Annotated in this window: 26 protein-coding genes; 15 read left to right on the top strand and 11 right to left on the bottom strand. The window is 71.3% G+C overall.

Annotated elements, in window-relative coordinates:
* Positions 1 to 9: 9 nt before the first annotated feature.
* The 3 genes from ACFY0T_RS45700 to ACFY0T_RS45690 all read right to left on the bottom strand — a co-directional run bounded on the left by ACFY0T_RS45700 (position 10) and on the right by ACFY0T_RS45690 (position 2,451).
* Complete coding sequence (locus ACFY0T_RS45700) at positions 10 to 555, bottom strand: sigma-70 family RNA polymerase sigma factor (protein WP_388884473.1); 546 nt, start codon at positions 553 to 555, stop codon at positions 10 to 12.
* Between the two features lie 184 nt (positions 556 to 739).
* Positions 740 to 1,585, bottom strand: a complete 846-nt coding sequence (locus tag ACFY0T_RS45695) for a hypothetical protein (RefSeq protein WP_388884472.1) — start codon at positions 1,583 to 1,585, stop codon at positions 740 to 742.
* A gap of 17 nt (positions 1,586 to 1,602) precedes the next feature.
* On the bottom strand, positions 1,603 to 2,451 hold the full coding sequence (locus ACFY0T_RS45690; RefSeq protein WP_388884471.1) for a lytic transglycosylase domain-containing protein: 849 nt from the start codon (positions 2,449 to 2,451) through the stop codon (positions 1,603 to 1,605).
* Between the two features lie 621 nt (positions 2,452 to 3,072).
* Here ACFY0T_RS45690 and ACFY0T_RS45685 point away from each other — a divergent pair.
* The 8 genes from ACFY0T_RS45685 to ACFY0T_RS45650 all read left to right on the top strand — a co-directional run bounded on the left by ACFY0T_RS45685 (position 3,073) and on the right by ACFY0T_RS45650 (position 11,416).
* The gene (locus ACFY0T_RS45685) at positions 3,073 to 3,465 is read left to right on the top strand and encodes a hypothetical protein (RefSeq protein ID WP_388884470.1); all 393 of its coding nucleotides are present in this window, start codon (positions 3,073 to 3,075) and stop codon (positions 3,463 to 3,465) included.
* Positions 3,462 to 3,746: a hypothetical protein gene (locus ACFY0T_RS45680; protein WP_388884469.1), complete on the top strand. Its 285-nt coding sequence runs from the start codon at positions 3,462 to 3,464 to the stop codon at positions 3,744 to 3,746. Before ACFY0T_RS45685 ends, ACFY0T_RS45680 begins: the two co-directional genes overlap by 4 nt.
* A gap of 121 nt (positions 3,747 to 3,867) precedes the next feature.
* Positions 3,868 to 4,155, top strand: coding sequence for a hypothetical protein (locus tag ACFY0T_RS45675; RefSeq protein ID WP_388884468.1), 288 nt, complete (start codon positions 3,868 to 3,870; stop codon positions 4,153 to 4,155).
* 18 nt (positions 4,156 to 4,173) lie between these two features.
* Positions 4,174 to 4,947, top strand: a complete 774-nt coding sequence (locus ACFY0T_RS45670) for a hypothetical protein (RefSeq protein ID WP_388884467.1) — start codon at positions 4,174 to 4,176, stop codon at positions 4,945 to 4,947.
* 1 nt (position 4,948) lies between these two features.
* Complete coding sequence (locus ACFY0T_RS45665) at positions 4,949 to 6,193, top strand: hypothetical protein (RefSeq protein WP_388884466.1); 1,245 nt, start codon at positions 4,949 to 4,951, stop codon at positions 6,191 to 6,193.
* A gap of 188 nt (positions 6,194 to 6,381) precedes the next feature.
* Positions 6,382 to 7,875: an SCO6880 family protein gene (locus tag ACFY0T_RS45660; protein ID WP_388884465.1), complete on the top strand. Its 1,494-nt coding sequence runs from the start codon at positions 6,382 to 6,384 to the stop codon at positions 7,873 to 7,875.
* A gap of 209 nt (positions 7,876 to 8,084) precedes the next feature.
* Positions 8,085 to 9,656 (top strand): ATP/GTP-binding protein, encoded by a 1,572-nt coding sequence (locus tag ACFY0T_RS45655; RefSeq protein ID WP_388884506.1) that lies wholly within the window; start codon positions 8,085 to 8,087, stop codon positions 9,654 to 9,656.
* Positions 9,653 to 11,416: a type IV secretory system conjugative DNA transfer family protein gene (locus ACFY0T_RS45650; protein WP_388884464.1), complete on the top strand. Its 1,764-nt coding sequence runs from the start codon at positions 9,653 to 9,655 to the stop codon at positions 11,414 to 11,416. Before ACFY0T_RS45655 ends, ACFY0T_RS45650 begins: the two co-directional genes overlap by 4 nt.
* Before the next feature lie 271 nt (positions 11,417 to 11,687).
* Here the strand turns inward: ACFY0T_RS45650 and ACFY0T_RS45645 are convergent, their stop codons facing one another.
* Complete coding sequence (locus ACFY0T_RS45645; RefSeq protein ID WP_388884463.1) at positions 11,688 to 12,080, bottom strand: hypothetical protein; 393 nt, start codon at positions 12,078 to 12,080, stop codon at positions 11,688 to 11,690.
* Between the two features lie 161 nt (positions 12,081 to 12,241).
* Here ACFY0T_RS45645 and ACFY0T_RS45640 point away from each other — a divergent pair, with 161 nt between their 5' ends.
* Positions 12,242 to 13,276, top strand: a complete 1,035-nt coding sequence (locus ACFY0T_RS45640) for an NlpC/P60 family protein (RefSeq protein ID WP_388884462.1) — start codon at positions 12,242 to 12,244, stop codon at positions 13,274 to 13,276.
* A gap of 91 nt (positions 13,277 to 13,367) precedes the next feature.
* On the opposite strand, the gene ACFY0T_RS45635 is transcribed toward ACFY0T_RS45640, so the two are convergent.
* The 3 genes from ACFY0T_RS45635 to ACFY0T_RS45625 all read right to left on the bottom strand — a co-directional run bounded on the left by ACFY0T_RS45635 (position 13,368) and on the right by ACFY0T_RS45625 (position 14,839).
* The gene (locus tag ACFY0T_RS45635; RefSeq protein ID WP_388884461.1) at positions 13,368 to 13,658 is read right to left on the bottom strand and encodes a hypothetical protein; all 291 of its coding nucleotides are present in this window, start codon (positions 13,656 to 13,658) and stop codon (positions 13,368 to 13,370) included.
* Positions 13,659 to 13,756: 98 nt separating this feature from the next.
* A complete protein-coding gene (locus tag ACFY0T_RS45630) occupies positions 13,757 to 14,521 on the bottom strand; it encodes a hypothetical protein (RefSeq protein ID WP_388884460.1) in 765 nt (254 codons plus the stop codon).
* Positions 14,522 to 14,611: 90 nt separating this feature from the next.
* Positions 14,612 to 14,839, bottom strand: a complete 228-nt coding sequence (locus ACFY0T_RS45625; protein ID WP_388884459.1) for a hypothetical protein — start codon at positions 14,837 to 14,839, stop codon at positions 14,612 to 14,614.
* Positions 14,840 to 15,265: 426 nt separating this feature from the next.
* Between ACFY0T_RS45625 and ACFY0T_RS45620 the strand changes: the two genes are divergently transcribed.
* Both ACFY0T_RS45620 and ACFY0T_RS45615 read left to right on the top strand, forming a co-directional pair.
* The gene (locus ACFY0T_RS45620; protein WP_388884458.1) at positions 15,266 to 16,324 is read left to right on the top strand and encodes a hypothetical protein; all 1,059 of its coding nucleotides are present in this window, start codon (positions 15,266 to 15,268) and stop codon (positions 16,322 to 16,324) included.
* A 118-nt stretch (positions 16,325 to 16,442) separates the two neighbouring features.
* Positions 16,443 to 16,865: an organic hydroperoxide resistance protein gene (locus ACFY0T_RS45615; protein ID WP_275778283.1), complete on the top strand. Its 423-nt coding sequence runs from the start codon at positions 16,443 to 16,445 to the stop codon at positions 16,863 to 16,865.
* A gap of 264 nt (positions 16,866 to 17,129) precedes the next feature.
* Here the strand turns inward: ACFY0T_RS45615 and ACFY0T_RS45610 are convergent, their stop codons facing one another.
* Positions 17,130 to 17,303, bottom strand: coding sequence for a hypothetical protein (locus tag ACFY0T_RS45610; protein ID WP_388884457.1), 174 nt, complete (start codon positions 17,301 to 17,303; stop codon positions 17,130 to 17,132).
* Positions 17,304 to 17,449: 146 nt separating this feature from the next.
* Here ACFY0T_RS45610 and ACFY0T_RS45605 point away from each other — a divergent pair, with 146 nt between their 5' ends.
* The gene (locus ACFY0T_RS45605) at positions 17,450 to 17,788 is read left to right on the top strand and encodes a DUF4333 domain-containing protein (protein ID WP_388884456.1); all 339 of its coding nucleotides are present in this window, start codon (positions 17,450 to 17,452) and stop codon (positions 17,786 to 17,788) included.
* A 93-nt stretch (positions 17,789 to 17,881) separates the two neighbouring features.
* Here the strand turns inward: ACFY0T_RS45605 and ACFY0T_RS45600 are convergent, their stop codons facing one another.
* Positions 17,882 to 18,574, bottom strand: coding sequence for a response regulator (locus ACFY0T_RS45600; protein WP_388884455.1), 693 nt, complete (start codon positions 18,572 to 18,574; stop codon positions 17,882 to 17,884).
* On the bottom strand, positions 18,571 to 19,812 hold the full coding sequence (locus ACFY0T_RS45595) for a sensor histidine kinase (RefSeq protein ID WP_388884454.1): 1,242 nt from the start codon (positions 19,810 to 19,812) through the stop codon (positions 18,571 to 18,573). The genes ACFY0T_RS45600 and ACFY0T_RS45595 overlap by 4 nt, the downstream gene beginning before the upstream one ends.
* A 119-nt stretch (positions 19,813 to 19,931) precedes the next feature.
* Here ACFY0T_RS45595 and ACFY0T_RS45590 point away from each other — a divergent pair, with 119 nt between their 5' ends.
* Positions 19,932 to 20,717: an ABC transporter ATP-binding protein gene (locus ACFY0T_RS45590; protein ID WP_388884453.1), complete on the top strand. Its 786-nt coding sequence runs from the start codon at positions 19,932 to 19,934 to the stop codon at positions 20,715 to 20,717.
* Entirely contained in the window at positions 20,714 to 22,714 is a 2,001-nt protein-coding gene (locus ACFY0T_RS45585) for an FtsX-like permease family protein (RefSeq protein WP_388884452.1), read from the top strand. The genes ACFY0T_RS45590 and ACFY0T_RS45585 overlap by 4 nt, the downstream gene beginning before the upstream one ends.
* Before the next feature lie 21 nt (positions 22,715 to 22,735).
* Here the strand turns inward: ACFY0T_RS45585 and ACFY0T_RS45580 are convergent, their stop codons facing one another.
* Positions 22,736 to 23,887: an FAD-dependent oxidoreductase gene (locus ACFY0T_RS45580; protein WP_388884451.1), complete on the bottom strand. Its 1,152-nt coding sequence runs from the start codon at positions 23,885 to 23,887 to the stop codon at positions 22,736 to 22,738.
* A 159-nt stretch (positions 23,888 to 24,046) separates the two neighbouring features.
* Here ACFY0T_RS45580 and ACFY0T_RS45575 point away from each other — a divergent pair, with 159 nt between their 5' ends.
* Positions 24,047 to 24,652 (top strand): TetR/AcrR family transcriptional regulator, encoded by a 606-nt coding sequence (locus tag ACFY0T_RS45575; protein ID WP_388884450.1) that lies wholly within the window; start codon positions 24,047 to 24,049, stop codon positions 24,650 to 24,652.
* The last annotated feature ends 95 nt before the right edge of the window (positions 24,653 to 24,747 follow it).

The raw sequence follows: 24,747 nt of genomic DNA, 5'->3' as shown, positions 1-24,747 counted from the left end.
TCCCTGCCCTCACCGCACCCCTCGCTCCTCCAACGCCGTCCTCAGGCAGCGCAGGGCGTAGTACACGCGGGACTTCACGGTGCCCTGCGGGACGCCCAGGGCGTCGGCGGCCTGTTGGGTCGTACGGTCGGCGAAGTAGGTCACCCTGATCACCTCGCGGTGCGCGGGGGTCAGTGCCTCCAAGGCGTCCCGCACCACCATGGACGACAACATCCGCTCGATGTCGTCCACTTCGGCGCCCAGCTCGGTCAGCCAGGTGGCGCCGCCGATCTCCAACGGCCGCGCCATCCTCGTACGATGCCCGTCGACGACGAGGTTGCGGGCCACCCGGAACATCCACGGGCGTACGGCCATCCCCTCGCCGTCGACCAGATTCTGCTTGTTCCAGCACCGCAGCAGCGTCTCCTGGACGACGTCCTCCGCGCGGTGCGTGTCCCCGCCCAGCATGCGCAGCACGTACGCGTAGAGCGCCGGGCCGTGTTCCAAGTAGAGGTCGCGCAGCGCTCGTTCCTCGACGGATTCAGCGCCGGCCGATCCGATGACCGTCACGTTCATGGTGTGCTCCTGCTCCTTGGGATGACCGGCCCCCAGTCCGGGGACTGAGAACCGGAGCCTCCGGGGGAACGGAGTGTTCCGAGGCGAGTTCCACGTTCGTTTGACGCTCGGTGTACGAGTCGATGGACGAGCAGGTCGGGGAGGGTGGGGCGGTTGTGCCCGGAGGGACCTGCCCGTGGGTGGGTCAGGCGTACGCCATCAGTGCCTCCACATGTCTGCGGACCTGTTCGGCGAGTTCCGAGTGGCCGGGTGGCAGCAGTCCGCGGTGCTCCAACTTGGCCCACATGTGAAGCAGTTCGCGCCCGTGGGTGAGTGCGGCCTGGTCGTCGTCGAGCCGCTGCCAGGCGGCCGCCGCCCGCGCCACCTCCTCCGGCGCCCGGTCGTCCCCCGCCCCGCACCTGATCCGGGCCACGGCCAGGGCCAGCACGGTGGCCTCGCGGGCGTCGCCGCGCAGGTGCGCGAGGTACGCCTCCACGGCCCGCGCCTCCAGCGCGTGCGGATGCTCGGCACCCATCGATCCGGTCAGCCTCTCGCGCAGCGCGGTCGCGTCGGCGAACGCCTCGTCGAGCCGGCCAACGCCCGCCAACGCGTTGATACAGCCGATCGGTTCGGCGAGTTCGGCGGGGAGGTCGATGGTCCTGGCAGAGAGCTGGGCCGGGGCGGCGGCGACACGGTCAGCGGCCGTGGCGCGGGCACGGGCAATCGCGGTGGCGATGGCGGAGGGGGCAGGAGCCTCGGCGAGGGCGGGGGCGGTCACGGAGGCCACGAGGACCGGTTCGGGTTCCGGGGCCGGTGGCTCCTCCGGTACGAGGATGCGGCTGGAACCGTCCGGCGACATCTCAAGGGTGAAGTGGGCGGCGCCGGGGCCATCGTTCACCGTCGCCTCGACGGCGGCGCCGCGCTCCTGCGCGTACCGCTGCAACTGGTCGAGTACGGCCTCGTGCACGGACTGACCCGGCTCGGGGACGAGGGGGTCCCCGTCGATCTCGGCGAGCCCTTCGTCGGAGATGTGCACCTCGAAGTGGGCCATGGCTGTCCTCCTCATGCTCATGCGGTGGGCGAAGCAGTGACCGACGGTGAGTCGGTGGGGCTGGGTGTGACGCCGGGGGTGGCGCCCGAGGGCGGGGCGCCGATGCCCTGGTACTTGGCGAACTGGGCGCGGATGGCGAGGACGTAGCCCTGGGCCTCGTTCGTCTGCGGCACCCCCTTGGCCGCGCGGACGGCGTCCATCCCGACGTCGTAGCCGGCCAGGGCGAGGTCCAGGACGCTGTTGGTGGTCCCGTCGTCGTCGTCCGTTTCCCGGACCTCGCCGCTGTCGAGCAGCTTCTGGCCCTGGTCGGCCAGATCGCACAGGTAGCGGCCCTGCGCCATGATCGAGTCCTTGGCGTCCAGGGCGGACACCTTGCCGTTGTCGTCGTCGTCCTTGCCGTACTGCTTGAAGATGTCGGGCGGCAGCTGGGAGAGGCCCTGCTCGCCGTTCGGGCCGACCAGGTCCGCGTTGAAGCCGGACTCCTTCTCGATCTGAGAGGCGATGACGATCGGGCCGATGGCGTCGCACAGAGCGCCGGCCTTCTGAATGGGGTCCGCCAGGTCTTCGGGGACGGTCGAGGTGTCCAGCTCGCCCTTGCCGTCGCCCTGGAAGATCTGGAGCGTCTGGTTCGCGTCGTCCTGGCTGGGCGGGTCCCCGCTGCCGCCGTGGAAGAGCAGGTACAGCGCGATGAGCGGGGCCAGCAGGACCCCGAACCCGCCGTAGATGATCACGACGACGATCACGATGGGCAGCGTGAGCACCCCGGCCAGCAGGCAGCCGCAGCCGGTGCCGGCGCCGATGAGGGCCTTGAGCGCGGTCGAGATGCCGCTCTCTCCGCCTCCGCCCCCTCCCATGGCTGAACTCATGAGCGCCTGCCTTCTTCCCCTCGCCTTGAACCGCGGTGGCCGCACGGCCCGTTGTGCTGTCCGCCGGGCTCGACAGATCGAAACGGGCCTCGGCGCAAATAAGTTCAAACCAGTCGAATCCAGATGAGCCAGAGCAGTGGAAGTTTCGAGCGAAGAGGGGGCAGGGCACACATGGGCATACCTTCGGCAACGCCGTCGGGCCCGCAGTCATGGGAACGGGGACCGAAGACCCCACGCCCGACACCCCCGCAAACGCGGCCCGCTCCCGACGGCGAAGCGACCGGTCCAACAGCGGGAACGGGCGGCGGTCGGGCCGTCCCGCCGGGGAGGACCGCCGGCCCGGCCCCGGCAGTACCCGGCGGCCACCCGGCTCCCGCCGGGCAACAGGCGTTCCCGCAGGCCCCCGTCCGGCGGCGGGCGGATGCGGTACCCCACGGCCAAGCCGCCCCGCGGACCGCACCCCGGCCCGCGGCCCGGGTCTCCCCGCAGGTCGCCCCCGCGCGCCGTCCCTTCCCGGCTCGGGTCCCGGAGCCGGGCCCGGCTCGGCCGAAACGGCCCAAGGCGGCCCGGGGCAGGTCGCGTGACGACGTCGGGTGGGTCAAGGCGCACGGCGGAGCCGGGGTGACCTCGCTGGTCGAGACGCTCGGCGGAGTGGACTTAGGGGCCCGCTGGCCGGAGCCCGCGCGGGGTGAACCGCACCGGATCGTACTGGTCGGCAGGACCAGCGCGCGCGGACTGCGGTCCGTCTCCCGGGCGTTGGGCGCGCTCAAGGAGGGCAGCGCCCCGCAGGGGCTCGATCTGCTGGGCGTGGTCCTCGTCGCCGACGCCCCCGGGCGGCTGCCGCTCAGTCTGCTGCGCCGTATCCGCGTGCTGCGCTCCGTCGCCCGCGTGCACCGGGTGCCGTGGATCCCGGCATGGCGTACGGGTGACCGCCCGAAGTCCCTGCCCAGGCAACTCGCCACGCTCGGCACGTTGGTGGGAAGCGAGCACTACGGCGAGGGAGCCGTGTCGTGACCCGTCCCCTGCCGGATGCCCGGCTCCTGGCCGACTACGCCCCGCCCGTGGGTGCCCACACGATCATCAACCTGCTCGCCTGGTGCGTCACGGCCGCCGGCGTCTTCGGGCTCATCACCGTCGGCACCCTGATGGCGCTCCAGCTGCGCCGTGGCGAACCGGGCGAAGGCGGCGAGCACTTCCGTGGGGTCTTCTACGTCACCCTCGCCTGCCTGCTCGCCACGTCCGCCCAACCGCTCGTCATCGTTCTGGGCGATCTGAGGCTCCTCGGCGGCCCGTAGCCCCATCGCACCCTCCAGTCCCCAACACACCTTCCAGCGCTGTCAGGCACCCCATCCATCCATCACCCAGTCACCCTCTCGCCCGCCGCTCATGCCGGGCGACGACTCCTCGGAGATCCTCATGTCCCTTCTTCTCGCAGCCTCCCACCTCCTGGCCGACGGCAATGTGCCCCAGCCGGTGAGCAACGCCCCGGGCGAACTCACCGGCAAGGTCAACAAGGTCCTCGGCATAGCCGCCTGGGCCGGCACCGCCGCCGGTGTCGCCGGGGTGCTGATCACCGGCGCGATGATGGCCATCTCCGTGAAGCGGGGCGAGAGTTCGGAGCACATGAGCCGACTCGGCATGGTGCTCGGCGGCTGTGTCCTCGTGGCCACCGCGGGCCCGCTCGTCAACTTCGTCTTCGGATAGGCCGGGCGGGCGGTCGAGATGTTCAAACGCAGGAAGCGGCGGGTCGAGGAGTCCGGGCCGTACTACAAGCAGCGCAACTGGCAGTTGTCGGCGGGATTCCTCGGCGTCGCGCTCGTGGTGGGCGTGATCGTCACAGCGGTGTCCGGCGGCCCCGACACCACCACCGCCCGCGCGAACGCGGTGGCGTCGGACGGCCCGTTGTCCGACGACTCCGACAGCTCCGGCAGCTCCGGCGCGAAGGACAGCCGGCCGCACGGCTGCCGTACCGACGACAGCGCGGGCGCCGCGCTGCCCACGGCTGCGCCCAAGGACGTCGAACGACACAAGCTCGGTGTCTCGCGGTTGCCCGTCTCCGCCTCGGCCGGGCCCACCCGGATCAGCGGCGACCTGTGGTGGTGCTTCGCGCACACACCCACCGGCGCCGCGCTGGCCGCCACCGTCATCCCCTCGCAGATGAGTGGATCCAACTGGCGCACCGTCACCGAACGGCAGGTCGTCGCCGGGTCGGGACGCGAGATGTGGGAGTTCAAGCGCGCCACCGTCAAGGACATCGACAGCGAGAACACCGATGTGACCCCCTCCTCGTACGTCGGTTTCGAGGTGACCTCGTACAAGCGCACGGCGGCGAGCGTGAAACTGCTCCTCAAGAGCTCCCAGGGGTTCGCGGCGACCACCATCGATCTGCGCTGGAACGGCGGTGACTGGAAGGTCCTGCCCGACGGCGACGGTTCCCTGCACACCCCGGTGTCGTCCGTTTCGGACACCAACAGCTTCGTTCTCTGGGGGGTTTGACGTGGACTGCGATTCCGGTAATCCGGCACTCGACCTGATCAAGGGTTTCTTCAGCTTTCTCGGAGACCCCGTCGGGACGATCGTCGAGCTGATCGCGAAGACCATCCTCGCGGCGGCGGTCGCAGTGTTCGGGGCGCTGGCCACCCATGTGCCGACCCTGCAGCAGACGGACACGTCGAAGGGCATCAGCAGCGACACCCAGTGGATCGTGGTCTACCTCGCGGTCGGCTCGTTGCTCTTCGCCGCCGCCCGCATGGCCATCGAGCGGAGGGGCGACGCGGGCAAGACCGCGCTGAAGGGCATCTTGCGGGTGGTTCTCGTCTCGGGCGCAGCCACCACCGTCGTCATGGCCGCCGCCAAAGTCGCGGACGACTACTCCGACTACTTGTTCAACAACGCCGTGAAGGAGGCGCTGCAGAACGTCGGCGCCTGTTCGGACGGCAGCGGGATCGAGGAGTCCTTCCTGCTGCTGATCCTCGCCTTCCTGCTGCTGATCGCCGGGATCATCCACACGGTCCTGATGTACATCCGGCTCGGCGTCATGATGCTGATGCTGGGCACCCTCCCGTTGGCCGCCGCAGCCTCCATGACGGACTGGGGCGCCGGCTGGTGGCGGAAGCACATCGGTTGGATGGTCTCCTGGCTGCTCTACAAACCCGCGGTCGCCCTCGTGCTGAACGCGGGTATGGCGATGATCAACGCGGGCCAGACCAGGGGCGACGGCTCCAGCAACGACGACGTCGCCATCAACACACGTATCGCCGGTATCGGCGTGATGCTGCTCTCCGCCATCGCCCTGCCCGCGCTGTTGAAGCTCATCGTGCCCGCCGCCGCCGCCATGGGCACCGGCAACCCCATGTCCAGCATGGGGCAGGCGGGAAGCCAACTGGCAAGCGGCGCGGTCCAGCTCGGCGCCAGCGGCGGCAGCAGCGGCGGCTCCGGTGCACAGATGGGTCCGAGCGGCGCGTCCGGAACAGGGGGTTCGTCCGGTGCGGGCGGCTCCTCCGGTGCGGGCGGGGAAGCAGGTTCGACCGGAGCGGGCGGCGCGCACGGTGCCGGAGCGGGTAAGGCCGCGGGTGCCGGTGCGGGCGGTGCCGGTGCCGGTGGTGCCGGTGCGGCGGGCGCGGCTGCCGGCGGCCCGGCAGGTGTCGCCGTGCTCGCGGCGGTGGCCGCTGCGCAGACCGCAAGCTCCGCCGTCTCGGGCGCCGTCGAAGGCGCCGACGGCGAGTTGGGCAACAACAAGTGATCCCCAGGAGGGCGACGACGCCCGGACCGTACATCCGTACGTCCGGTCGTCGCCGGCCCTGACGAACGGCCGCCGAGCTCCTTTCCCCGAGGGAGCTCGGCGGTCCTCCCGCCCCGCCTCCGTCCCACCGCCGCCGCCGTGTCTGCGACGCGTAGCCCGACCACTTCACGAAGGGAAACCGGATCCTCATGTCCACGGAAGCCGCCACCCATCCGACCTACGGAAACTGGCGCAGGCCACGGCGGCCGGGGCTCGGGCCGCTCGGGCTAGTCGGCACCTTCGGGATCTTCGGCGGACTCATCGCCACCCTGCTGGCGTCGCTGATCTCGCTGTACGCCGCGATCGTCGTGGCCCTCCCGGTCCTCGTCTTCCTGATACCGCTCGCCATCCGCACCCAGGACGGGCGCAACGTCTACCAGCTGATCACGCTGCGCATCAGCTGGTGGCGCCGGAAGGCGAAGGGCGCGCACCTCTATGTCTCCGGCCCGTTGTCCGCCCGGCCCGGCGGCCGTTTCCGTCCGCCGGGTCTGCTGAACAAGGTCACCGCGACCGAGGGCCGGGACGCCTACGACCGCCCCTTCGGCGTCCTGCACCACCCGGACCGCAACCTGTACACGATCGTCCTGGGCTGCGACCCCGACGGCGGTTCCCTCATCGACCCGGACCAGGTCGACGTCTGGGTCGCGCTGTGGGGCGAGTGGCTGGCCCGGCTGGCCCACGAACCCGGCCTGCGCGGCGCCTCCGTGATCGTGGAGACCGCCCCCGACCCGGGCACCCGGCTCGCCCACGAGGTGCTGCCCCGCATCCACCCGGACGCGCCGCCCGCCGCCCGTGCCGTCATGGAGGAGGTCGTCGACCGCTACCCGAGCGCCTCCTCCGAGATGCACACCTACATCACGCTCACTTACGGCGTCCCGCCGGGCCAGCGGCGCAAGAAGGACGACGTGATCACCGACCTCGCCATCCGTATCCCGGGCCTGCTCAGCGGGCTCGTCGCGGCCGGCGGCGGTGCCGCCTACCCCCTGTCGGCCGAGCGGATCGCCGAGGTGATCCGGGTCGCCTACGACCCCGGCGTCGCCGCCGATGTCCTCGACGCCCGCGCCACGCACGGGGGAACGGGCCTGGAGTGGGCCGACGCGGGCCCCGCCGCCGCCGTCGAGACCGTGGGCAGCTACCACCACGACTCCGGCGTGTCCCGGACCTGGCTGATGACCCTGGCACCGCGCGGCACCATCCGGTCCTCGGTGCTGAGGGGCATGCTGGAGGCGGCCCCCGGCACCCGCCGCAAGCGGGTCGCCCTGGTCTACCGGCCCATCGACCCGGCCACCTCGGCCCGGATCGTCGAGGCGGACCGGCGCAGCGCCCAGTTCATGGCGACGTCCGGAAAGGGCATGGTGCAGGCCCGTGCGGCCTCCGAGGTGCGGGCGGCGGAACAGACCGCGGCGGAAGAGGCGTCAGGCGCGGGGCTCGTGGAGTTCTCGCTGATGCTGACGGTCACCGTCGACGACATCGCGGAGCTGGCCGACGCCAGCGTCACCGTCCGCAACCTGACCGCGGCCTCCCGGGTGCTGATGCGGCCCGCGGACCGGATGCAGGCGGCCGCGTTCAGCTGCACGCTGCCCGCCGGAATCCTCCCGTGGGAACAGACCCTCATCCCGCACGAACTGCAGGAGGCGCTGTGAGCCGCCGTAGCGAGGAGAAGAAGGCCGAACGGGCCGACCGGCTGGCTGAAGAGCAGGCGCGCGAGGCGCCGGGCGCGGAGCAGCCCGGGCAGGAAGAGCCCTGGACGGAGGCGTCCTGGACGGAGAAGTCCGGGCGGAAGAAGTCCGGCAGGTCGAAGTCCGGCGCGCGGCAGAGCGGCAAGCAGAAAGCCCCGGCCCGCCCCAAGGAGCTGTTCGTCCCGCCCCGCGGCTGGTACGGCGTGGGCGGCGGACGCGTCGGCTACATAGACCCGCCGACCATGTGGCGCGCCACCACCGTGCAGGCCTGCGGCATGTGGCCGTTCGCCGCCGGTTCCGGCTCGCCCATGACCGGAGTACCGCTCGGACAGCACCTGTTCACCGGCGCCACGGTCTGCGGCGACCCCCTCAACTGGTTCACCCGCGCCCGCTACATCTCCAACCCCTCCCTGTTCATGCTCGGCATGCCGGGCCTCGGCAAGTCCACCCTCGTCAACCGGATGCTGATCGGGCTCGCCGCGACCGGCGTCGTCCCGCTGGTCCTCGGCGACCTCAAGCCCGACTACGCCGACACCATCCGCGCGCTCGGCGGCCAGGTGATCTCCATCGGCCGCGGCCGGGGCGGCATCAACGTCCTCGACCCGGGCGCCATGGGCGCCGCCGCCGCGAAGATCGGCGGCGAGGCCGGCGAGGTCCTGAAGGCCGAGGCCCACGGCCGGGTACTGAACATGGTCGCCGCCCTCATCACCATCGTGCGCGGCCGTCCGATGGACGACCACGAGCAGTCGGTGCTGAGCGCCTGCCTGCACCATCTGCGCGAACGCACCCCGGAGGGCGGTACGGTCCTGCTGCCCGACCTGCTGCGCGTGCTCACCGAGGGCCCTGACCGGGTCCGCGCGGTCACTCTGGACCGCGGCGACGACACCCGCTACCGCGACGCCGTGGACCCGCTGCACCGCTCCCTGCTCGGCATCCTGGACGGCCCGCTCGGCGACACCTTCGCCTCCGAGACGTCCACCCGTATCAACCCCGACGCGCCCGCCGTGTGCATCGACATCTCCGGCATCGGCGAGGCCGACACCCAGCTGACCGCCGCCGCGATGCTCGCCGCCTGGTCCGACGGGCTCGGCACGGTGGCCGCCTCGCACGCCCTCGCGGACGCCGGACTCGCACCCCGGCGATGGTTCTTCACCGTGCTCGACGAGCTGTGGCGCCCGCTGCGCGCCGCCACCGGCATCGTCGACCGCATCGACGCGCTCACCCGCCTCAACCGCTCCCTCGGCCTCGGCGACGCGAAGATCACCCACACCCTCAAGGACGCCGAGGCACTCGGTACGGACGCCGACCGTGCCAAGGCCCGCGGCTTCGTCGAACGGGCCGGGATGGTGGTGTGCGCCGGTCTGCCGAAGGCCGAGATGGAGGACCTGGGCAAGGTGGTGGGACTGTCCCGGCGCGAGATCGAACTCGTGTCGTCCTGGTCCTCACCCCCCGGCTGGGGCGTCAACGGCGAGAACGAGGAACCGCCGGGCCGCGGCCGCTTCCTCATCAAGGTCGGCGGCCGCCCCGGCATCCCCATCAAGGTCGCCATCACCGACGCGGAACGCCGTCTGCACAACACCAACCAGCGCTGGACGACCAACGAGGAGGCCATCGAGCAGGCCGCCGCCCGCGCCGCCGAGCAGGTGGCACGCGCCGCCCAGGAGGAGGCCTACGGGATGCCCAGCACCCCCGGGCTGCCACCGGCACCCGGCACGGAAGCAGCGGCGAGGAGGTGGACCGCATGAGCGGCACGCGCACCGGCGGCGACCTGTCCGACCAGCTGCCGTGGGCCATCGTCGGGATCGCCGGCACCGGCCTCACCCTGTTCACCGCCGTCTGGGCCGGCGGCACCCTCGGCGCCGGACTCTCCGGCCACGGCTTCGACGCCCCGCCCTTCGCCCTGTCCACCGTCTCGCGCCTGACCACTGACGGACCGGCCCCGCTGTGGCCCACGGCGCCGCCCGCCGCCGTCTACGCGGGCATGCTCGGCCTGCTGCTGCTCATCGCGGTGCCCGTCGCGCTCGGCGTGCGCCTCCTCATGGACCGTGCCGGCCGCACCAAGGGCCTCGCCGGACGGCGCGAACTCGCCGCCATGTGCCCCAAGGGCATCGAGACCCGGGCCCGCGAACTGCGCCCCACCCTCAAGGGCCGCGAGCGGCTGCACCCGGACGAGACCGGCAACCTCCTCGGCGACCTCGACCCCAAGGGCCCCGAGCTGCGCAGCAGTTACGAGGACGTGGAACTCGACCTCATGGCACCCCGGGCCGGCAAGTCCACCGGCATCGCCGTCCCCCGGGTGCTGCGCGCCCAGGGCGCCGTGCTGCTCACCTCCAACAAGGCCGACGTGTACGCCGTCACCCGCGCCGAACGCGAAAAGGTGGGCTGGGTCTGGACGTTCGACCCGCAGGGCATCGCCCACACCCCGCGTGCCATGTGGTGGAACCTGCTCGGCGAGTGCCACACCATCGAGGGCGCCCGCCGCCTGGCCGGCCACTTCGTGGCGTCCGTCAACGACGACACCGCGAAGAAGGACTTCTGGATCTCGGCCGCCCAGAACACCCTCACCGCCCTCTTCCTCGCCGCCGCCCGCGGCAAGGCCCCGGTCGTCGACCTCCTCGGCTGGCTCGCCGACCCCGCCGACCGCACTCCCGTCGACCTGCTCCGCGCGGCCGGACTCGTCGCGATGGCCGAGCAGTTGCAGGGCACGGTCCGCGGCGCGGTGGAGACCCGGGACGGCATCTACGAGACCGCCCGCCAGACCGTGTCCTGCCTTCTGGACCCCGAGATCCTCGCCTGGGTCACACCCGACCCCGAGATGCCGGAGTTCCGTCCCCACGAGCATGTCCTCGGCCAGGACACCCTCTACCTCCTGTCCAAGGACGGCGGCGGCTCCGCGGCGGGCGTCATTGCGGGCATCGCCGACGCGACGATGCGGGCGGGCGTGGTCGCCGCCGAACGCATGGGCGGCCGCCTCGACCCGCCGCTGACAGCGGTTCTCGACGAGGCCGCCAACGTCTGCCGCATCTCCGACCTGCCCGACCTGTACTCGCACTTCGGCTCCCGCGGCATCAACGTCGTGACACTGCTGCAGAGTTACCGGCAGGGCGCCCGGGTGTGGGGCGAGGTGGGCATGGACGCCCTGTGGAGCGCGGCGACCGTCAAGCTGCTCGGCGCGGGCCTGGACGACGCCGACTTCGTGCAGAAGATCTCCACCCTCGTCGGCCAGCACGACGTCCGTACGCCCAGCATCTCCCGTAGCAAGGATGGCACTTCGCGCTCCTACTCCTATCGTCAGGAGGCCGTCCTGCCCCCCGACAAGATCCGCGCCCTGCCCAAGGGCACCGCTCTCCTGCTCGCCACCGGCGTCCGGCCGGCCCTGATCCGGCTGCGCCCCTGGTACAAGGAGCCCGGCGCCGGCGCCATCTCGGCGGCGGCGAAGGCGGAGACGGCGGCCATCACCGAACGGGCCGCACGCCGTCTGCCAGGCTTGACGCTGGAGAAGTAGCCACCCGCCGGCCGGGATACCGCGTCGGCATGACCGCACGCAGCAGCAGCTCGACCGGCCCGTACCGCACTCGCCCCATCAGGTGTACGCCGAGGGCGAGTTGGACCGCGTACAACGCCACGTATCCGGCGAAGGGGAGCGCGGTGCCGACCCGGACCCGGCACCCGACGACAATGCCGCCGGGGCACCCCCACCCCGTTCAGGCAGTGGGGGAGTGCGTGCGAGGCCCCGCGTCTGCACTTTGATCCGCGGGACAGGCCCTGGCCCCACCTCACGGCGACACCACGACCGCGGCACCGAACGCCACCGTCGACGACAGGAACCATCCGAACGACGGTGCCAGCAGATGCCGCGAATTCCACAACCGGGCCGCGGCGGGCCGGTTCCGTGCGTAGACCACGGGCACGCTCCCGCCGACCGGCGGCAGCCCGCACAGCGGCCCGTAGATCCCCGGATCCAGGACGACGGCCCGCCCCAGGTGATCGGAGAACACCACGAGCCCGCCACTCCGCCGGTCGGCCGCCACCCGCGCCGTCACGACACCCATCACCCGCAGTCCGCGCACGCGCAGCCGCAGCGCCGCCACAGCCGTCCGCACGGCGAGCACCAGAAACCCGATCCCGAACCCCGCGCACAGCCCCGGCAGCACCAACTCCGCGCCCATAAAGACTCCTTCATCTGACGCATGTCCTTCCCGCGCACAACGGATGCCGGGCACCACCTGGTTCACACCCCCTTGAACCACAGGACGGCATCCCCCCGTTGTGAGGGCGGACCCTCCGGGCATCGACCCGGCCGACGCGGACGAAGGGAGCTTCGGCCCACATGAGACGGCCCCCGCGTGCAGACGGCTGTCGGACGGCGGCAGCCGTCGCGCTGGCCTGCGCCCTGACGGCGGCGACCCAGCAGGTCGCCCGAGCCGACCCCATGACCCTCACCGAGGTACGCGCCGAACTCGAGCGCCTCTACCACGACTCCGAGGTCGCCACGGAGAAGTACAACACCGTCGATGTGCAGGTGACCCAGCAGGAGAAACGTGTCCGCACGCTCAATGCCCAGGTCAAGACGGCCGAGACGAAACTGACCGGCCTCACCTCGCTGGCGGGGGCGGCGGCCCGGGCCCAGTACCGCAGCGGCGGCCTGCCCGCCGAGGTGCAGTTCGCCCTCGCCTCCGACCCCGAACACGCCCTGGACAACGCCTCCTTGGCCCGGCGGGCCCAACACTCCACGCAGAACGTGCTGACCGCCCTGACGGCGACCCGCAAGGACCTGCGCACCCGCACCGCCGACGCGTCCGGCGTCCTGACGCGCCTGAAGAAGAACCGCCGCACCATGGACGCCGGACGCAAGACGATCGAAGAGCACATCGCCACCGCGAAGAAGCTGGAGTCGAGCCTGGCGAAGAAGCAACGTCGGCAACTGGCCGCGCTCGAAGCCAAGGCCGCCAAGGACGCACAGGCGAAGTGGGTCGGCACGGGCATCCTCGAGAAGGTCGGCACCGATGCGACCGCCGCGGGCAAGAAGGCCATCGCCTACGCCACCCGCCAGCTCGGCAAGCCCTACGTCTGGGGCGCCGAGGGCCCCGACTCCTTCGACTGCTCGGGCCTGACCTCCCAGGCCTGGCTGGCGGCGGGGGTCACCATCCCCCGTACGTCCGAACTGCAGTGGGCGCAGTTGCAGCACGTCCCCGTCGCGGCCATGCGCCCCGGCGACCTCATCATCTACTTCTCCGACGCCAGCCACGTCGCCCTCTACATCGGCGACGGCAAGATCATCTCCGCTCCCCGTCCCGGGCGAGTGGTGTACGTGTCGCCGGCGGGGTCGATGGAGATCCTCGGGGTGGTGCGGCCGGACGCCTGAGACGGGAGACAGCCGAGGGGCGGTCCGTCCATGGATGCCATGGACGGACCGCCCCTCGCTCCGGGGCCCTCTCAGGGCGTCGCAAGCCCGGTCAGCCGGCGTACCGCTCCGCGAACTGCTCGTGCCCGGAGTCCGCCGGCCGCACGGCAGCCGCGGGCGACAACTCGAACCCCGGCGGCAGCGGGAGCAGACACGCGGGCAGCGGGGACGCGGGAAGCCGCGGCGCACCGCCGGCCAACTGCGGCGGGGCCGGCCGGGAGTAGGGCCCTTCTGGGGCTGCCTGCCCTGCACGGCCTGTCTGACCTGCCTGGCCTTCCGCGGCGCGGCGCCGCGCCAGCAGCCCGCGTGACGCGAATCGACCGGCCGGATTCCGTTCGGCCATGTGAATTCCTCCCTGACCTGTCGGCTGCGGCGCACCCATCGGCCGCCATCACCGGTTCCAGGGGCACAACGGACGGGGCACGGTCGGCGGTTCAGCCGCTATTTCCCCGGCCCGGTGGTGCCCGACCCCTTCGCCCCCGGCCTCGGCGGCGGGGGGACGGCGGCGGAGGCAGGGGCGTCCGGCCCCTCAGGGGACGGGGTCCGGGGCATTGTCAGCCCGGCCACCTGCCTGGTGAGGGTCCCCACGCTTTCGTTCGAGGAGTCCGGACTCGGTGTGCGGGCGGGGGAGTTGCCGCCCGACTTGGAGTAGTGCTCCGTGTAGGGAAGGTGGGCCGGCTTGTCCAGCCCTGGTATGCCCGCCGCGGCCGCCTGGCTGACGCCGATGTTGCTGGCCTCAGTGAGGGTGACCCCCTCGCCCTTGAGATTCGTCAGGTCGCTCGGATTCTGTGTGGGTTCCTTACGCCAGGCGTCTTGGTTGTCCTTGCCCAGGCTCAGCTGCGGCAGCACCCGCACAGTGCCGACCTGGAAGGCCCGCATGGTGGCGGCGTCCATGGCCGCCTGGTCGATCTGCAGCACCGGCATGTCCTGCTTGGTCCCGCCGGGCGGCGTCATTGGCGTGCCGGAGACGGCGTGCATGCCGTCGGCGAGGGCGCTGATGGCCATGCGGCCGATGATGTCGTGGCGCCTCGCGTCCTGCAGGTTGTACTTGGCGCCCAGATCGTTGTCGGCCGCGAGACTGATGGTGTCGGGCCGGAACCGCTTGTCGTAGTCGTTCGGGTTGAAGGTGACATTGCCGTTGAGCACCTGGTCCTGGGCCATCTTGGCGAGATAGCCGATGTGCATGTTCGCGGCTGTCTTGGCCACTTCCTGCCCGCGGGTACCTTCAGGCGTGTGCATGGCGAAGACGTCGAGGTGCCGCATCATCTGGGGTTCGATGTTCGCGTGGCCGTGCTGTTACGTCATCGGCTCGAAGCCCGCGTTCAGGACGTTGCGCATGTTGGCGTCCTCGCCGTGCGAGAGGTCGACGACCTTCAGCTCGGCGGTGGAGAAGTCGAACGGCGCCGCCACTTCGGGGGAGAACCGTGGGTCGCGCTGAACCGCGTCCCACTCCGCGGCCGTCATGTGGTGGTGCGACAGGTCCAGGCTCAGGCCGGTCTCGTTGGCCCGCACGGGATGCACCACGGGCCTCCATCATTCAGGGGGGACCTGCGGCAGTAGCCCAAACTCCGGTGGGCCGGGACCGTGATGTGGACCGACCGTTCCGTGGCCGTCGCCGTCCATCGTCGCCTGGGCCGCGGCAGAGAGCGGATGCGGTCGCAAACGGCGTGGTTGCGAGATCTCCTGCGGCCCAAGCTTTCTGATCACGCGGGGGAGTATCCGCGTGCCGTCGCTGTGCAGCCTGCCCCTGACGGGGGCAGGCTGCCCGCGGGCCGCGGAGGCAGACTCGGATCCACGAACGGCGAGCACCACCCGCCCCCTCACTGAGGGGAGCCGGCCGTCTGACCGTTCAGTAGCCGTCGCCGCACGACACTGCCGCTCAAGTCGCGAGCGTGACGCGTCAACAGCACTTCACCATGGCCGTGTTGAGAAAGAAAGACACTGATACCGATGAGACTGAGGCTTTCCGCAGCCGCCGTGGTCCTTGCCGCGCTGGCGACAGCCGGCACGGCGCTGACCACCACTGCCGTCCATGCCACGCCCGGCCGGCACGTCAGTGCCGCTGCCTACAGCCGGCCGCACCAGGCGCAGGCCATTGACGCCCGGGGGCCGGGGGTCTTCCCCCACTCGGTGGACTACGACCCGCACTCGTGGAGGTTCGTGGTGGGTTCGCTGGCGCACAGCACCATCTCCACCGTCAGCCCGGACGGTACGGTGCGTACCCTGGTCGACGACAAGCGGCTGGTGTCCGTTCAGGGAGTCCGCGTCGACTCCAGGCGGAACCGGGTGCTGGCCACGAATGTGGACTACGGACTCGCCGACCGCTCGTCGCCCTCCACGAAACTGAGCGTCGCCGGTGTCGCGAGCTACGACGCGACCAGTGGGCGCCGGCAGTGGTATGCCGATCTCAACAAGGTCGCGGGCGACGGCAAGCAGCACCTGCTGGCCGACGTGACGGTGGCTCCGGACGGAACGGCATACGCCGTCGACCAGCTGACCCCGACGGTGTTCCGGATCGACCGCTACGGGCGGGCCTCCGTCCTTCTGAACGACGATCTCCTGGCCGGCACGGTGGACATCCCGGACTTCCTGACCGGCGTGGGCATGACCGCCGTGGCGTGGATGCCAGGGGACTTCCTGATCGTCGCCAAGGCCGACGGCAGCCTGGTGCGTGTGCCGACCCGCCACCCCGAACAGGCCAGTGCGGTACGGCTTTCCGCCCGGCTCTCCGCTCTCACCGCGGGTATCCGGGTCCTGCCGGACGGCTCGATCGCCGCGGTCAGCAGCGGCCTGCTCACCGGAAAGGCCGCCGTAGTGCAACGGGTGCGCCCCTGCGACCACTGGAAGGCTGCCACCGTGACCGTTACCGACAGCGTCGCCGACCCGGTCACCAGCGCCGTCACAGCCGGCCCCCGAGGCTCGACGTATGCCCTCAGCGGTGGGCTGGCCGCCCTGCTGATGGGCCGGCCCAACGACGGATTCACCCTGCGCCCCGTCGACGTCGGGTGATTTCTGCGGCGGCCCCCACTCCACCGTGCTGACTACTCGTCATTCCACTCGTCATTTCCGAACCCTTGCCTGCCCACGAACTGTGGCACCTACGAATACGAAACGAAAAGGACACAACATGTCTGCGCTCTACACCACTGAGGCCCTCTCGACCGGTGACGGCCGAAACGGGGAGGTCCGTTCCCTCGACGGCGTACTCGACGAGGTGCTCGCGGTCCCGAAGGAGATGGGCGGCCCCGGCGGCGACAAGACGAACCCCGAGCAGCTGTTCGCCGCCGGGTACGCCGCGTGCTTCCACAACGGACTTCGGCTGATCGCGGGTCAGCAGAAACTCAAGCTGGGCGAGTCGACGGTCCGGTCCGCGGTGAGCCTGCTCGCTCTGGACAACGGCGGATTCACCCTGGCTGTCACGCTGACGGCGTACCTGCCCGGCCTGGAGCAGTCCACCGCCGATCAGCTGGTGAAGACCACGCACGAGGTGTGCCCGTACTCCAACGCCACCCGGGGGAACATCGAAGTGACGCTCAAGGCCACGGTCTGAGGTTCTCCGGGCCGCCCAGGCCCGTTTCATGACGGAGGCTCCCGCTCGGTGAGAGAGCTCATCGGGCACCGGGAGCCGATCCGATGTCGACCGTTCGCGCCCAGGCGGGCGGCGAGTCCGGCACACAGTCGGGCTCGTCCTCGTCGCCGCTGCCGACGGGGCCACATGCTGCAGGCCGGTCGCAGCCGGCGTACAGCACGGCCGTGGTATCACCCAGCAGCGTCCCGGCTCTCGTGGCTCTCAGCGGGGCCTCAGTCTGGTCGATCAGGGCCGCGAACCGGTCGTGATCGCCGTCAGGGCCGCCACCTTGGCCATCACGCGTCGGGCCACAGCTGCCCACCGCGGTTGCGCGGACTCCTCGGCCGCCCGCACGGCCGCCTCGGTCAGCGCCCCTGCCTCCTCCAGGCCGTCCAGGTGGATAGGGGTGCGTGGGTGCATACGTGCGAATGGTCGTCGTTCTTTCGGCCGGGGCTCGGGGGTCACAACCGGCCGTTGTGCCGAGGCGGCGGGGGCGGGCGGGGGAGGAAGCTCTGCGGAGAACGGCCGGTAGGGATCGGCCGTCGCGGGAACCGGAGGAGTACCTCATGAAGCGCATTGTCATTGCCCTGGCCGTGGCTGCCGTGTTGGCGGGGGGTGTGGTGACGGCGTGGAACGTGTTCGACAACTCGTCGGTCGCGACCGTGGGCGGAGCTGATCACACGGTTTCCCGTACGGAGGTCGAGAAGCTGGCCAAGGAGAACTACGGGATCCCCTTCGTCCAGGACGGCCCGCAGTCCGTGAGCTGCCCGAGCGGGCTGCACGCGAAGATGGACGACACCGTGGCGTGCACCGCCGTCTTCAAGGGCGAGAAGAAGACGATGCTGATCTCCGTGACCGGAGTGAACGGCGACCGGGTGAGCTTCGACTATGGCCTGTCGAAGTAGGGCGAGGACGAATCGGAGACCGGACGGGGCGGGCGGCGGGGAAGGGCGAGCAGCAGCCCACCGCTCGCCGGGCGGCGTGGTGCGGCGACGGGGTCAGTGGTCGCCGACCACGCCGCAGCGCCATGCCCAGGCGGCGATCTCCACGCGGTTCCGCAACCCCAACTTGGCCTGAATGTTGGTCAGATGGGACTTGACGGTCGAGAGCGAGACGACAAGGTCGGCGCAGATCTCCTGGTTGGTCCGCCCGTCGGCGACCAGCCGGGCCACATCCAACTCCCGTTCCGTCAGCGGACCGGAGGACACCTCGCCTCGAGAAGCGGGGCGCTGCTCGCCGATCCGCGCCAAGAGCCGTACGGTCACGGCAGGGGAGATCAGCGCGTCGCCGCGCGCCGCCGCGCGTACGGCCTCCACCAGCAGTCCTGGGCCCGCGTCCTTCAGCAGGAACCCGCAGGCGCCGCCGTTCAGCGCCCCGTAGAGGTAGTCGTCCTGGTCGAAGGTGGTCACGACCACGACGCGCAGCGGGTCGACGACCTTCGGCCCCGCGAGCAGTCGGGTCACATCCAGCCCGTCGAGTTTCGGCATCCTGATGTCGACGAGGCACACGTCGGGGCGCAGTTTTCTGGCCATCTCCACGCACTCCGCGCCGTCGGCCGCCTCGCCCACGACCTCGATACCGGGCTGTGTCTGGAGAATCAGCCGGAAGCCCGTGCGCACCATCTCCTGGTCGTCGGCGATCAGGACCCGGACCGCCGATCCGCTGGCGCTTGATCCGCTGGCGTTGGTCATGCGGGTGATCCTGTCACAGCGCCGCGTACCGGGAATTCCGCCGTCAGCCTCCAGCCGCCGTCCTCGGCCCGGCTCGCGTGCAGCGTGCCGCCGACCGCCTCGGCGCGTTCGGTCAGCCCGATCAGGCCGAGGCCGCCGCGCCCGCCGAGAGGTTTGTCGTTCGGCGCCGCCTGCTGCGGTGGTGGTGCGTTGTGCACCTCGACCCGAAGCCGCCGGGCAGCCGCGTCCTTGGCGTCATGGTCCGACAGGGCGACCCGTACGGAGACGGACGGTGATCCCGGCGCGTGGCGGCGTACGTTCGTCAGCGCCTCGCGCACGACGTTCCGTACGGAGGTCTCCACCTCCGGGGCGGGCCTCGTCTGCCGGGCTTCGGCCGCGACCTGGAGGGTGGCGGGGACGTCACGTTCGGAGAACGTGGCGACCAGCTCGCCCAGTTCGGCGTACAGCTCCCCCGGCCGCACCGCCCGTGTGGTGTCGTCGCGCAGCACGCGCACCAGCTTGCGCATCGACTGCAGGGTCTCGGCCCCGGCCTGCTCGATGCCGTGCAGCAGCGGGTCCACCTGCTCGGGCGCGATCTCGCGGATCGTACGGGCTGCCTGGGCCTGGACGACGATGCCCGTGACGTGGTGGGCGACGAAGTCGTGCAATTCGCGGGCGAGTTCCAGACGTTCGCTCTGGCGCGTGTCGGCGACAGCGCGACTTCTGCGGTGGTCGAGGCTGCGCAGATACGAGCCCAGGCCGACCGCGCCGCCCGTGAGGAAGATCAGGAGGAAGGAGAAGTAGATGTTGCCGCTCACATCCAGCCGCATCGGTGCCGAGATCACGGCGGAGCCGAGCGCCGTGCCCAGCGTGGCGGCCAGCCAAGGTTGCGATACGTCCCTCGCGGTGCGTACCAGCAGGAGCAACAGGCACAGCGTCTCCAGCATGCCCCAGCCGGCGAACGGCGGCGTCACGGACGTGAAGAAGACCAGCGTCACCGTCCAGGAGACGAGCACCGCGGCACCCGCGCCCCAGGCCGGCGCAAGACGTCCGTCAGGCAACAGCAGTGCGACGCCCGCCACGAGGCCCGGGGCCAGCCTCCCCCATACGCCGCCGCCTTCGAGTTCGGAGGCGGCGGCGACGCCGGACACGTCGACCACCCACAACAGCGCCATGATCACCCCCAGAGCGGTGAGGGCCGTGCGGCGGGGCAGCCGGGGATTCCGCGGATGATCGGCTGTGTCTCTCGCATCTCTCACGTACCGCAGCGTAGGGGCGGCCCTCGCCGTGCGGCCTCGGCCGAAAGGACGACGCGGCGGCTGTGAACCGGTCGGTCGGCCGAGGCGAAGGTCCGTGCCAGGGGCGGATGTTGGAGCACATGAACAACAACACCTCCTGGCCGCCGCCCGTGCTGAGCGGCATCGGACTGTCCAAGTCCTTCGGATCCACCCGGGCGCTCGACGGCGTGGACGTCGCCGTGCGGCCAGGTGAGTCGCTGGCCGTGATGGGCCCCTCCGGGTCCGGCAAGTCGACGTTGCTGCACTGTCTCGCGAACATCGAGCGCCCGGACAGCGGCCAAGTGCTGCTGGACGGCGAGCGCATCGACCAGTTGCGCGAACCGGACCGCAGTGAGCTGCGCCGTACCCGCTTCGGCTTCGTCTTCCAGTTCGGCCAGTTGCTGCCCGAACTGCCGGCGGTGGAGAACGTGGCGCTCCCGCTGATGCTCGGCGGTGTCGCGCGCCGCGAGGCGGAGCGGCGCGCGCGCCAGTGGTTCGCGCCGCTGGGCCTGGAGGGCAAGGAGGACAGCCGCCCCGGCCAGTTGTCCGGCGGACAGGCACAACGAGTAGCGCTCGCACGTGCGCTGGTCGGGGGCGCTCAGGTCGTCTTCGCCGACGAGCCGACGGGCGCGCTCGACCAGGCCACGGGGCAGGAGGTGATCCGGCTGCTGACGAAGGTCACCAGGCTGCAGAACACGGCGTTGGTCGTGGTCACCCACGATCAGTCGGTGGCCCACTGGTGCGACCGCACGGTGCACGTGCGGGACGGGCGGACCGTACGCGAGACGGATGCGTCCGGCTCAGCACCCGAAGACTCAGCACCGGTCGGCTCGGCATCCGCAGGGGCCGGGGCCTGGACCGGCGAAGGTACCGGAGTCGCGCGATGAGAACGATGAGGGCGCTGGACCGCACCACCTGGACGCTGACCTGGCGGCTGCTGCGGGGCGGCGGCAGGCACGGCCGGCTCGGTGCCGGACTGTCCGTCGCCGCCTCGGCGATCTGCACGACACTGCTGCTCCTGTGCGTCGGCGCCAACCTCGGCTTCGGCGAACGCGCCGCGCACGCCGACTGGCGCACCCCCGCCAAGGCCGGGCTCTCGCGCGCGGTGGCCGTCGAGGCGGTGGGCACCACCTTCGTCGGCGGCGAGCCCGTGACCGTCGTCGATGTCGCCGCGTTGCCGGGCATGAGCGGCGAGGCACCCGCGCCTCCCGGCATGCCGCACTTCCCTGAGCCGGGCGAGGTATGGACGTCGCCCGCGCTCGGCAGGCTACCCGGCAAGGACACCACCGGCACGCTCGGCCGCACCGCGCTGGTCAGGCCGGGCGAGAAGGTGGCCATCGTCGGGCACCGCGCCGATGACCCGGCGATGACGGTGAAGCGCGGCAGCGACCCGCGCCGTCCGGGGGACATCGTCACGCCCACGCCCGTCGCGGACTTCGCGGGGAAGCGGACGGCGGACGGCCTCGGTTCGCAGTACCAGGACCTGATGAAGATCGCCACGGTACTGCTGATCGTGCCGCTGCTCGTGCTCGGCGCCTCCTCGGCCCGGCTGTCCGTCTCGCGGCGCGACACGCGGCTGGCCACGCTGCGGCTGCTGGGCGCCGCGCCGGGCCGGATTGCGGGGATCGCGGTGGCCGAGGCGACGCTGACCGGCACGGCGGGGGCCGTCGCGGGCACGCTGGGATATGCGGTGCTGCTGCCGCTCGCGGCCAAGGTGCCTGTGGCAGGTGGTAGTTGGTATGTCTCCGACCTGTGGGTCGGCGCGCCCGTGCTGCTCGCCGTGCTCGCCGGCGTGGTGCTGATGGTGGCGGGCAGCGCACTGGCGGGGCTGCGGCAGGTGGTCGTGGGCCCGCTCGGGGTCGTCCGCCGCTCCCGCACTCCCCGTCTGAAGGCCGTGCGCGCGCTGTTGTTCGTCGTCGTACTGCTCGGCTACTGGCAGCTGTCCAAGGGCAGGTCGATGGACATCAACGCGGTGGTGTACTGCTGCGCCGCCGTCTTCGCCGCACTGAGCGTCATCGGCCCGTGGGTGGTCGGCGTGCTCGGCGGCCTCGTCGCCCAGCATGCGCGGCGTCCGGCGACGCTGCTGGCGGGGCGCCGGCTGCTCGACGACCCCAAGTCCGTGTGGCGTGCGGTGTCGGCGCTGACGCTGGCGGCGTTCGTGGCCGGTTTCTTCGCGCTGTTCAGCCTCGGCGGCGACTCGCCCTGGGGCAGCGCGGACCGGCTCGCGCTGTCCGTGCCGAAGGAACGCGTCGCCGCCGTACGGCATGAGGCGGCCGTACGCCTGGAGCGCGCGGGCATCGACGCCACCGTCGGCGCGGACGACGACTGGGTCGCCACCGGTGTGGGCGGAGGGGGCGAGCGTCAGGTCACCGCGACCGTCGCGGACCCGGGCCGCCTGGACACGGCGCGCGGTGTGCTCACCGGCCTCGTGCCCGGCCAGTACCCGATCACCGGCCCGGACGCGGACTGGCAGTCGCGCCAGTTCAACCGCGACTTCCACCACGTGACGCTGGCCGTGCTCGGCGTGAGCTTCGCCATCGCCATCGCCTCTACGGGCATCACGGCCGCCTCGTCCGTCCTGGACCGCCGCCGCACGTACGGCCTGCTGCATCTCGCGGGCACCCCGCTGCGGATCCTGGACGCGGCCAGGCGTACGGAGTCGGTGCTGCCCGCTGCGGTGCTCGCGGTCGGCGCGGTGCTCACGGGGCTGTTCTGCGCCGCGCCGCTGACACTTGCCGGCGGTGCCCCGCAGTTCGACGGCCGCAGCGCCATGCTTCTCGCCGGCTGCCTGGCGCTGGGCTTCGCGGGCCTGGCCGGCGCGAGCGCGGCGAGCCGCCCGCTGTTGCGCACGGTCGCGGGAGGGGCGGGCCCGCGTCCGGATTAGACGAACGCGTGTCGTTTGGTGTCAGTGGTTTTGGGTCAGGTGGGCGAGGGTCTGGGCGGCGCTGTCGGGCGCGAAGGCGCTGTCGATTCCCTCGGCGGCGCCTTCGGCTGCTTCGATGGAGCGGGGCAGCAGGAGGTTCTCGTAGGCGCGGGTGGCGTCGTCGACGGCGGGGTTGTCGATGAGGGCGCGGGCGAGGTCGGCGCCGTCGAGCATGGCGAGGTTGGCGCCCATGCCGGAGAACGGCGACATGAGGTGGGCGGCGTCGCCAAGGAGGGTGAGGCCGGCGGTGTGCTGCCACGTGTGGGGGACGGGCAGGGCGTAGAGCGGCCGGTTGATGTACCCGGTGTCGGTGTCGGCGATGAAGCCGAGCAGGTCGGGGTGCCAGCCGGTGAACTCCTTGAGCAGTGCTTCGCGTACCGCGGCGGTGTGGGTCAGGTTGAGGCCGGCCTTCTGGTGCCAGTGTTCGTCGGTGCGCATGCCGATGTAAATGCGGATGTGCTGGTGGCTGTTGCGCTGGGCGACGAAGCCCTGGTTGTTGTCGAGGGCCATCATGGTGCCGTCGCCGGTGAGCGCGGCGAGTGTGGGGTGGCGGGTGTCGGCGTTGTCGAGACCGGTTTCGACGAAGGTGACACCGGTGTAGACGGGTATTGCGTCGGAGAGCAGGCGGCGAACCTGCGACCACGCGCCGTCGGCTCCGATGACGAGGTCGTGCTCGGTGGTGGTGCCGTCGGCGAAGTGCAGGCGGTGGACGCCGCCGGTGAGGGGTTCGGCGCGGGTGAGCTTGTGGCTCCAGCGCACAGTGTCGGGCTTGAGAGAGTCCAGCAGGAGGTCGCGCAGCTGGCCGCGGTCGATTTCCGGGTTGCCGTCCTTGGTGTCGGCCTCGGGCGGGACGGCGTCGAACAGGACGCGTCCGTCACGGCTCACCAGGCGCATCTGCTGACCTTCGGGGCGGGCGAGTGCCAGGAAGTCTTCCAGCAGTCCGGCTTCACGCAGGGCGTTCTGGCCGGAGTCGGGGTGCATGTCGAGGGTGCCGCCCTGGTTGCGGGCGGTGGGGGAGGCGTCGAGGTCGTAGACGGTGGCGGTGATGCCGTACCGCTGGAGGATGCGGGCGCAGGTCAGGCCGCCGGGGCCGGCGCCGATGATCGCGATGCGGGGTGCGGTGGAGGCGTTCATGGTGGTGCTCCGTCCATGGGAGTGCTCGGCAGGCAGGAGAAAAAGAAGGCTGCGGCCGGGCAGTGCCCCGCGGCCGACGGTTCCAGAAGAGCACAGTCGACCCTAAAAGTGCAACAAGACAACTTTTGAAGTTGTGCAACCAAGGGGTAGGGTTGAGGCATGAGCGAGACGATTGCGGATCACGCACCGCGGGGGCGCCGCGAACGCAAGAAGGCCGCCACCAGGCAGGCCCTGGCCGATGCCGCCCTGCGCCTCTTCCTCGAACGCGGCTACGACCAGGTCGGTATCCGGGACATCGCCGACGCGGCGGACGTGTCCACCACCACCCTGTTCAAGCACTTCCCCGTGAAAGAGGCACTCGTCTTCGACGAGGACACCGACCAGGAAGCCCGGCTGCTGGCCGCCGTGCGCGAGAGGCCCCAAGGCCAGTCCGTCCTCGCGGCCCTGCGCGAGCACGCCCTGCGCCACCGGGTCGACGCCGGGGGCGCCGACGCGAACTTCGCCGCCTTCGTCGAACTCGTGGAGAGCACCCCGGCACTGCGCGACTACGCCCAGCGCATGTGGCTGCGCCACGAAACCGCGCTCACGCACGCCATCGCCGAGGCAACCGGAGTTCCTGCCGACGATCCTGACTGCGCGGCACTGGCCCACTTCGTCCTGGAAGCGCCCCGCACCGCCCGCGGACGTACCGACGGCTACGAGACGGTCACCCGTGCCTTCGACATCCTCGAACGCGGTTGGAGCAACATCAGCCCCAGGGCCTGAGCGCGTATGCACGGCATGGACTTCGGCTTAGGGGCCGAAGCCTCCATGCCCCCACCCAGCACGCCTGTACCAGTCCCGGATCTCAGAAGTGCCCG

Source organism: Streptomyces sp. NPDC001530, assembly GCF_042894545.1.
In the GTDB taxonomy this organism is placed as follows: Bacteria; Actinomycetota; Actinomycetes; order Streptomycetales; family Streptomycetaceae; genus Streptomyces.
Note: the sequence above shows the minus strand (reverse complement) of the source record. Positions and strands in the feature narration are given on the sequence as shown.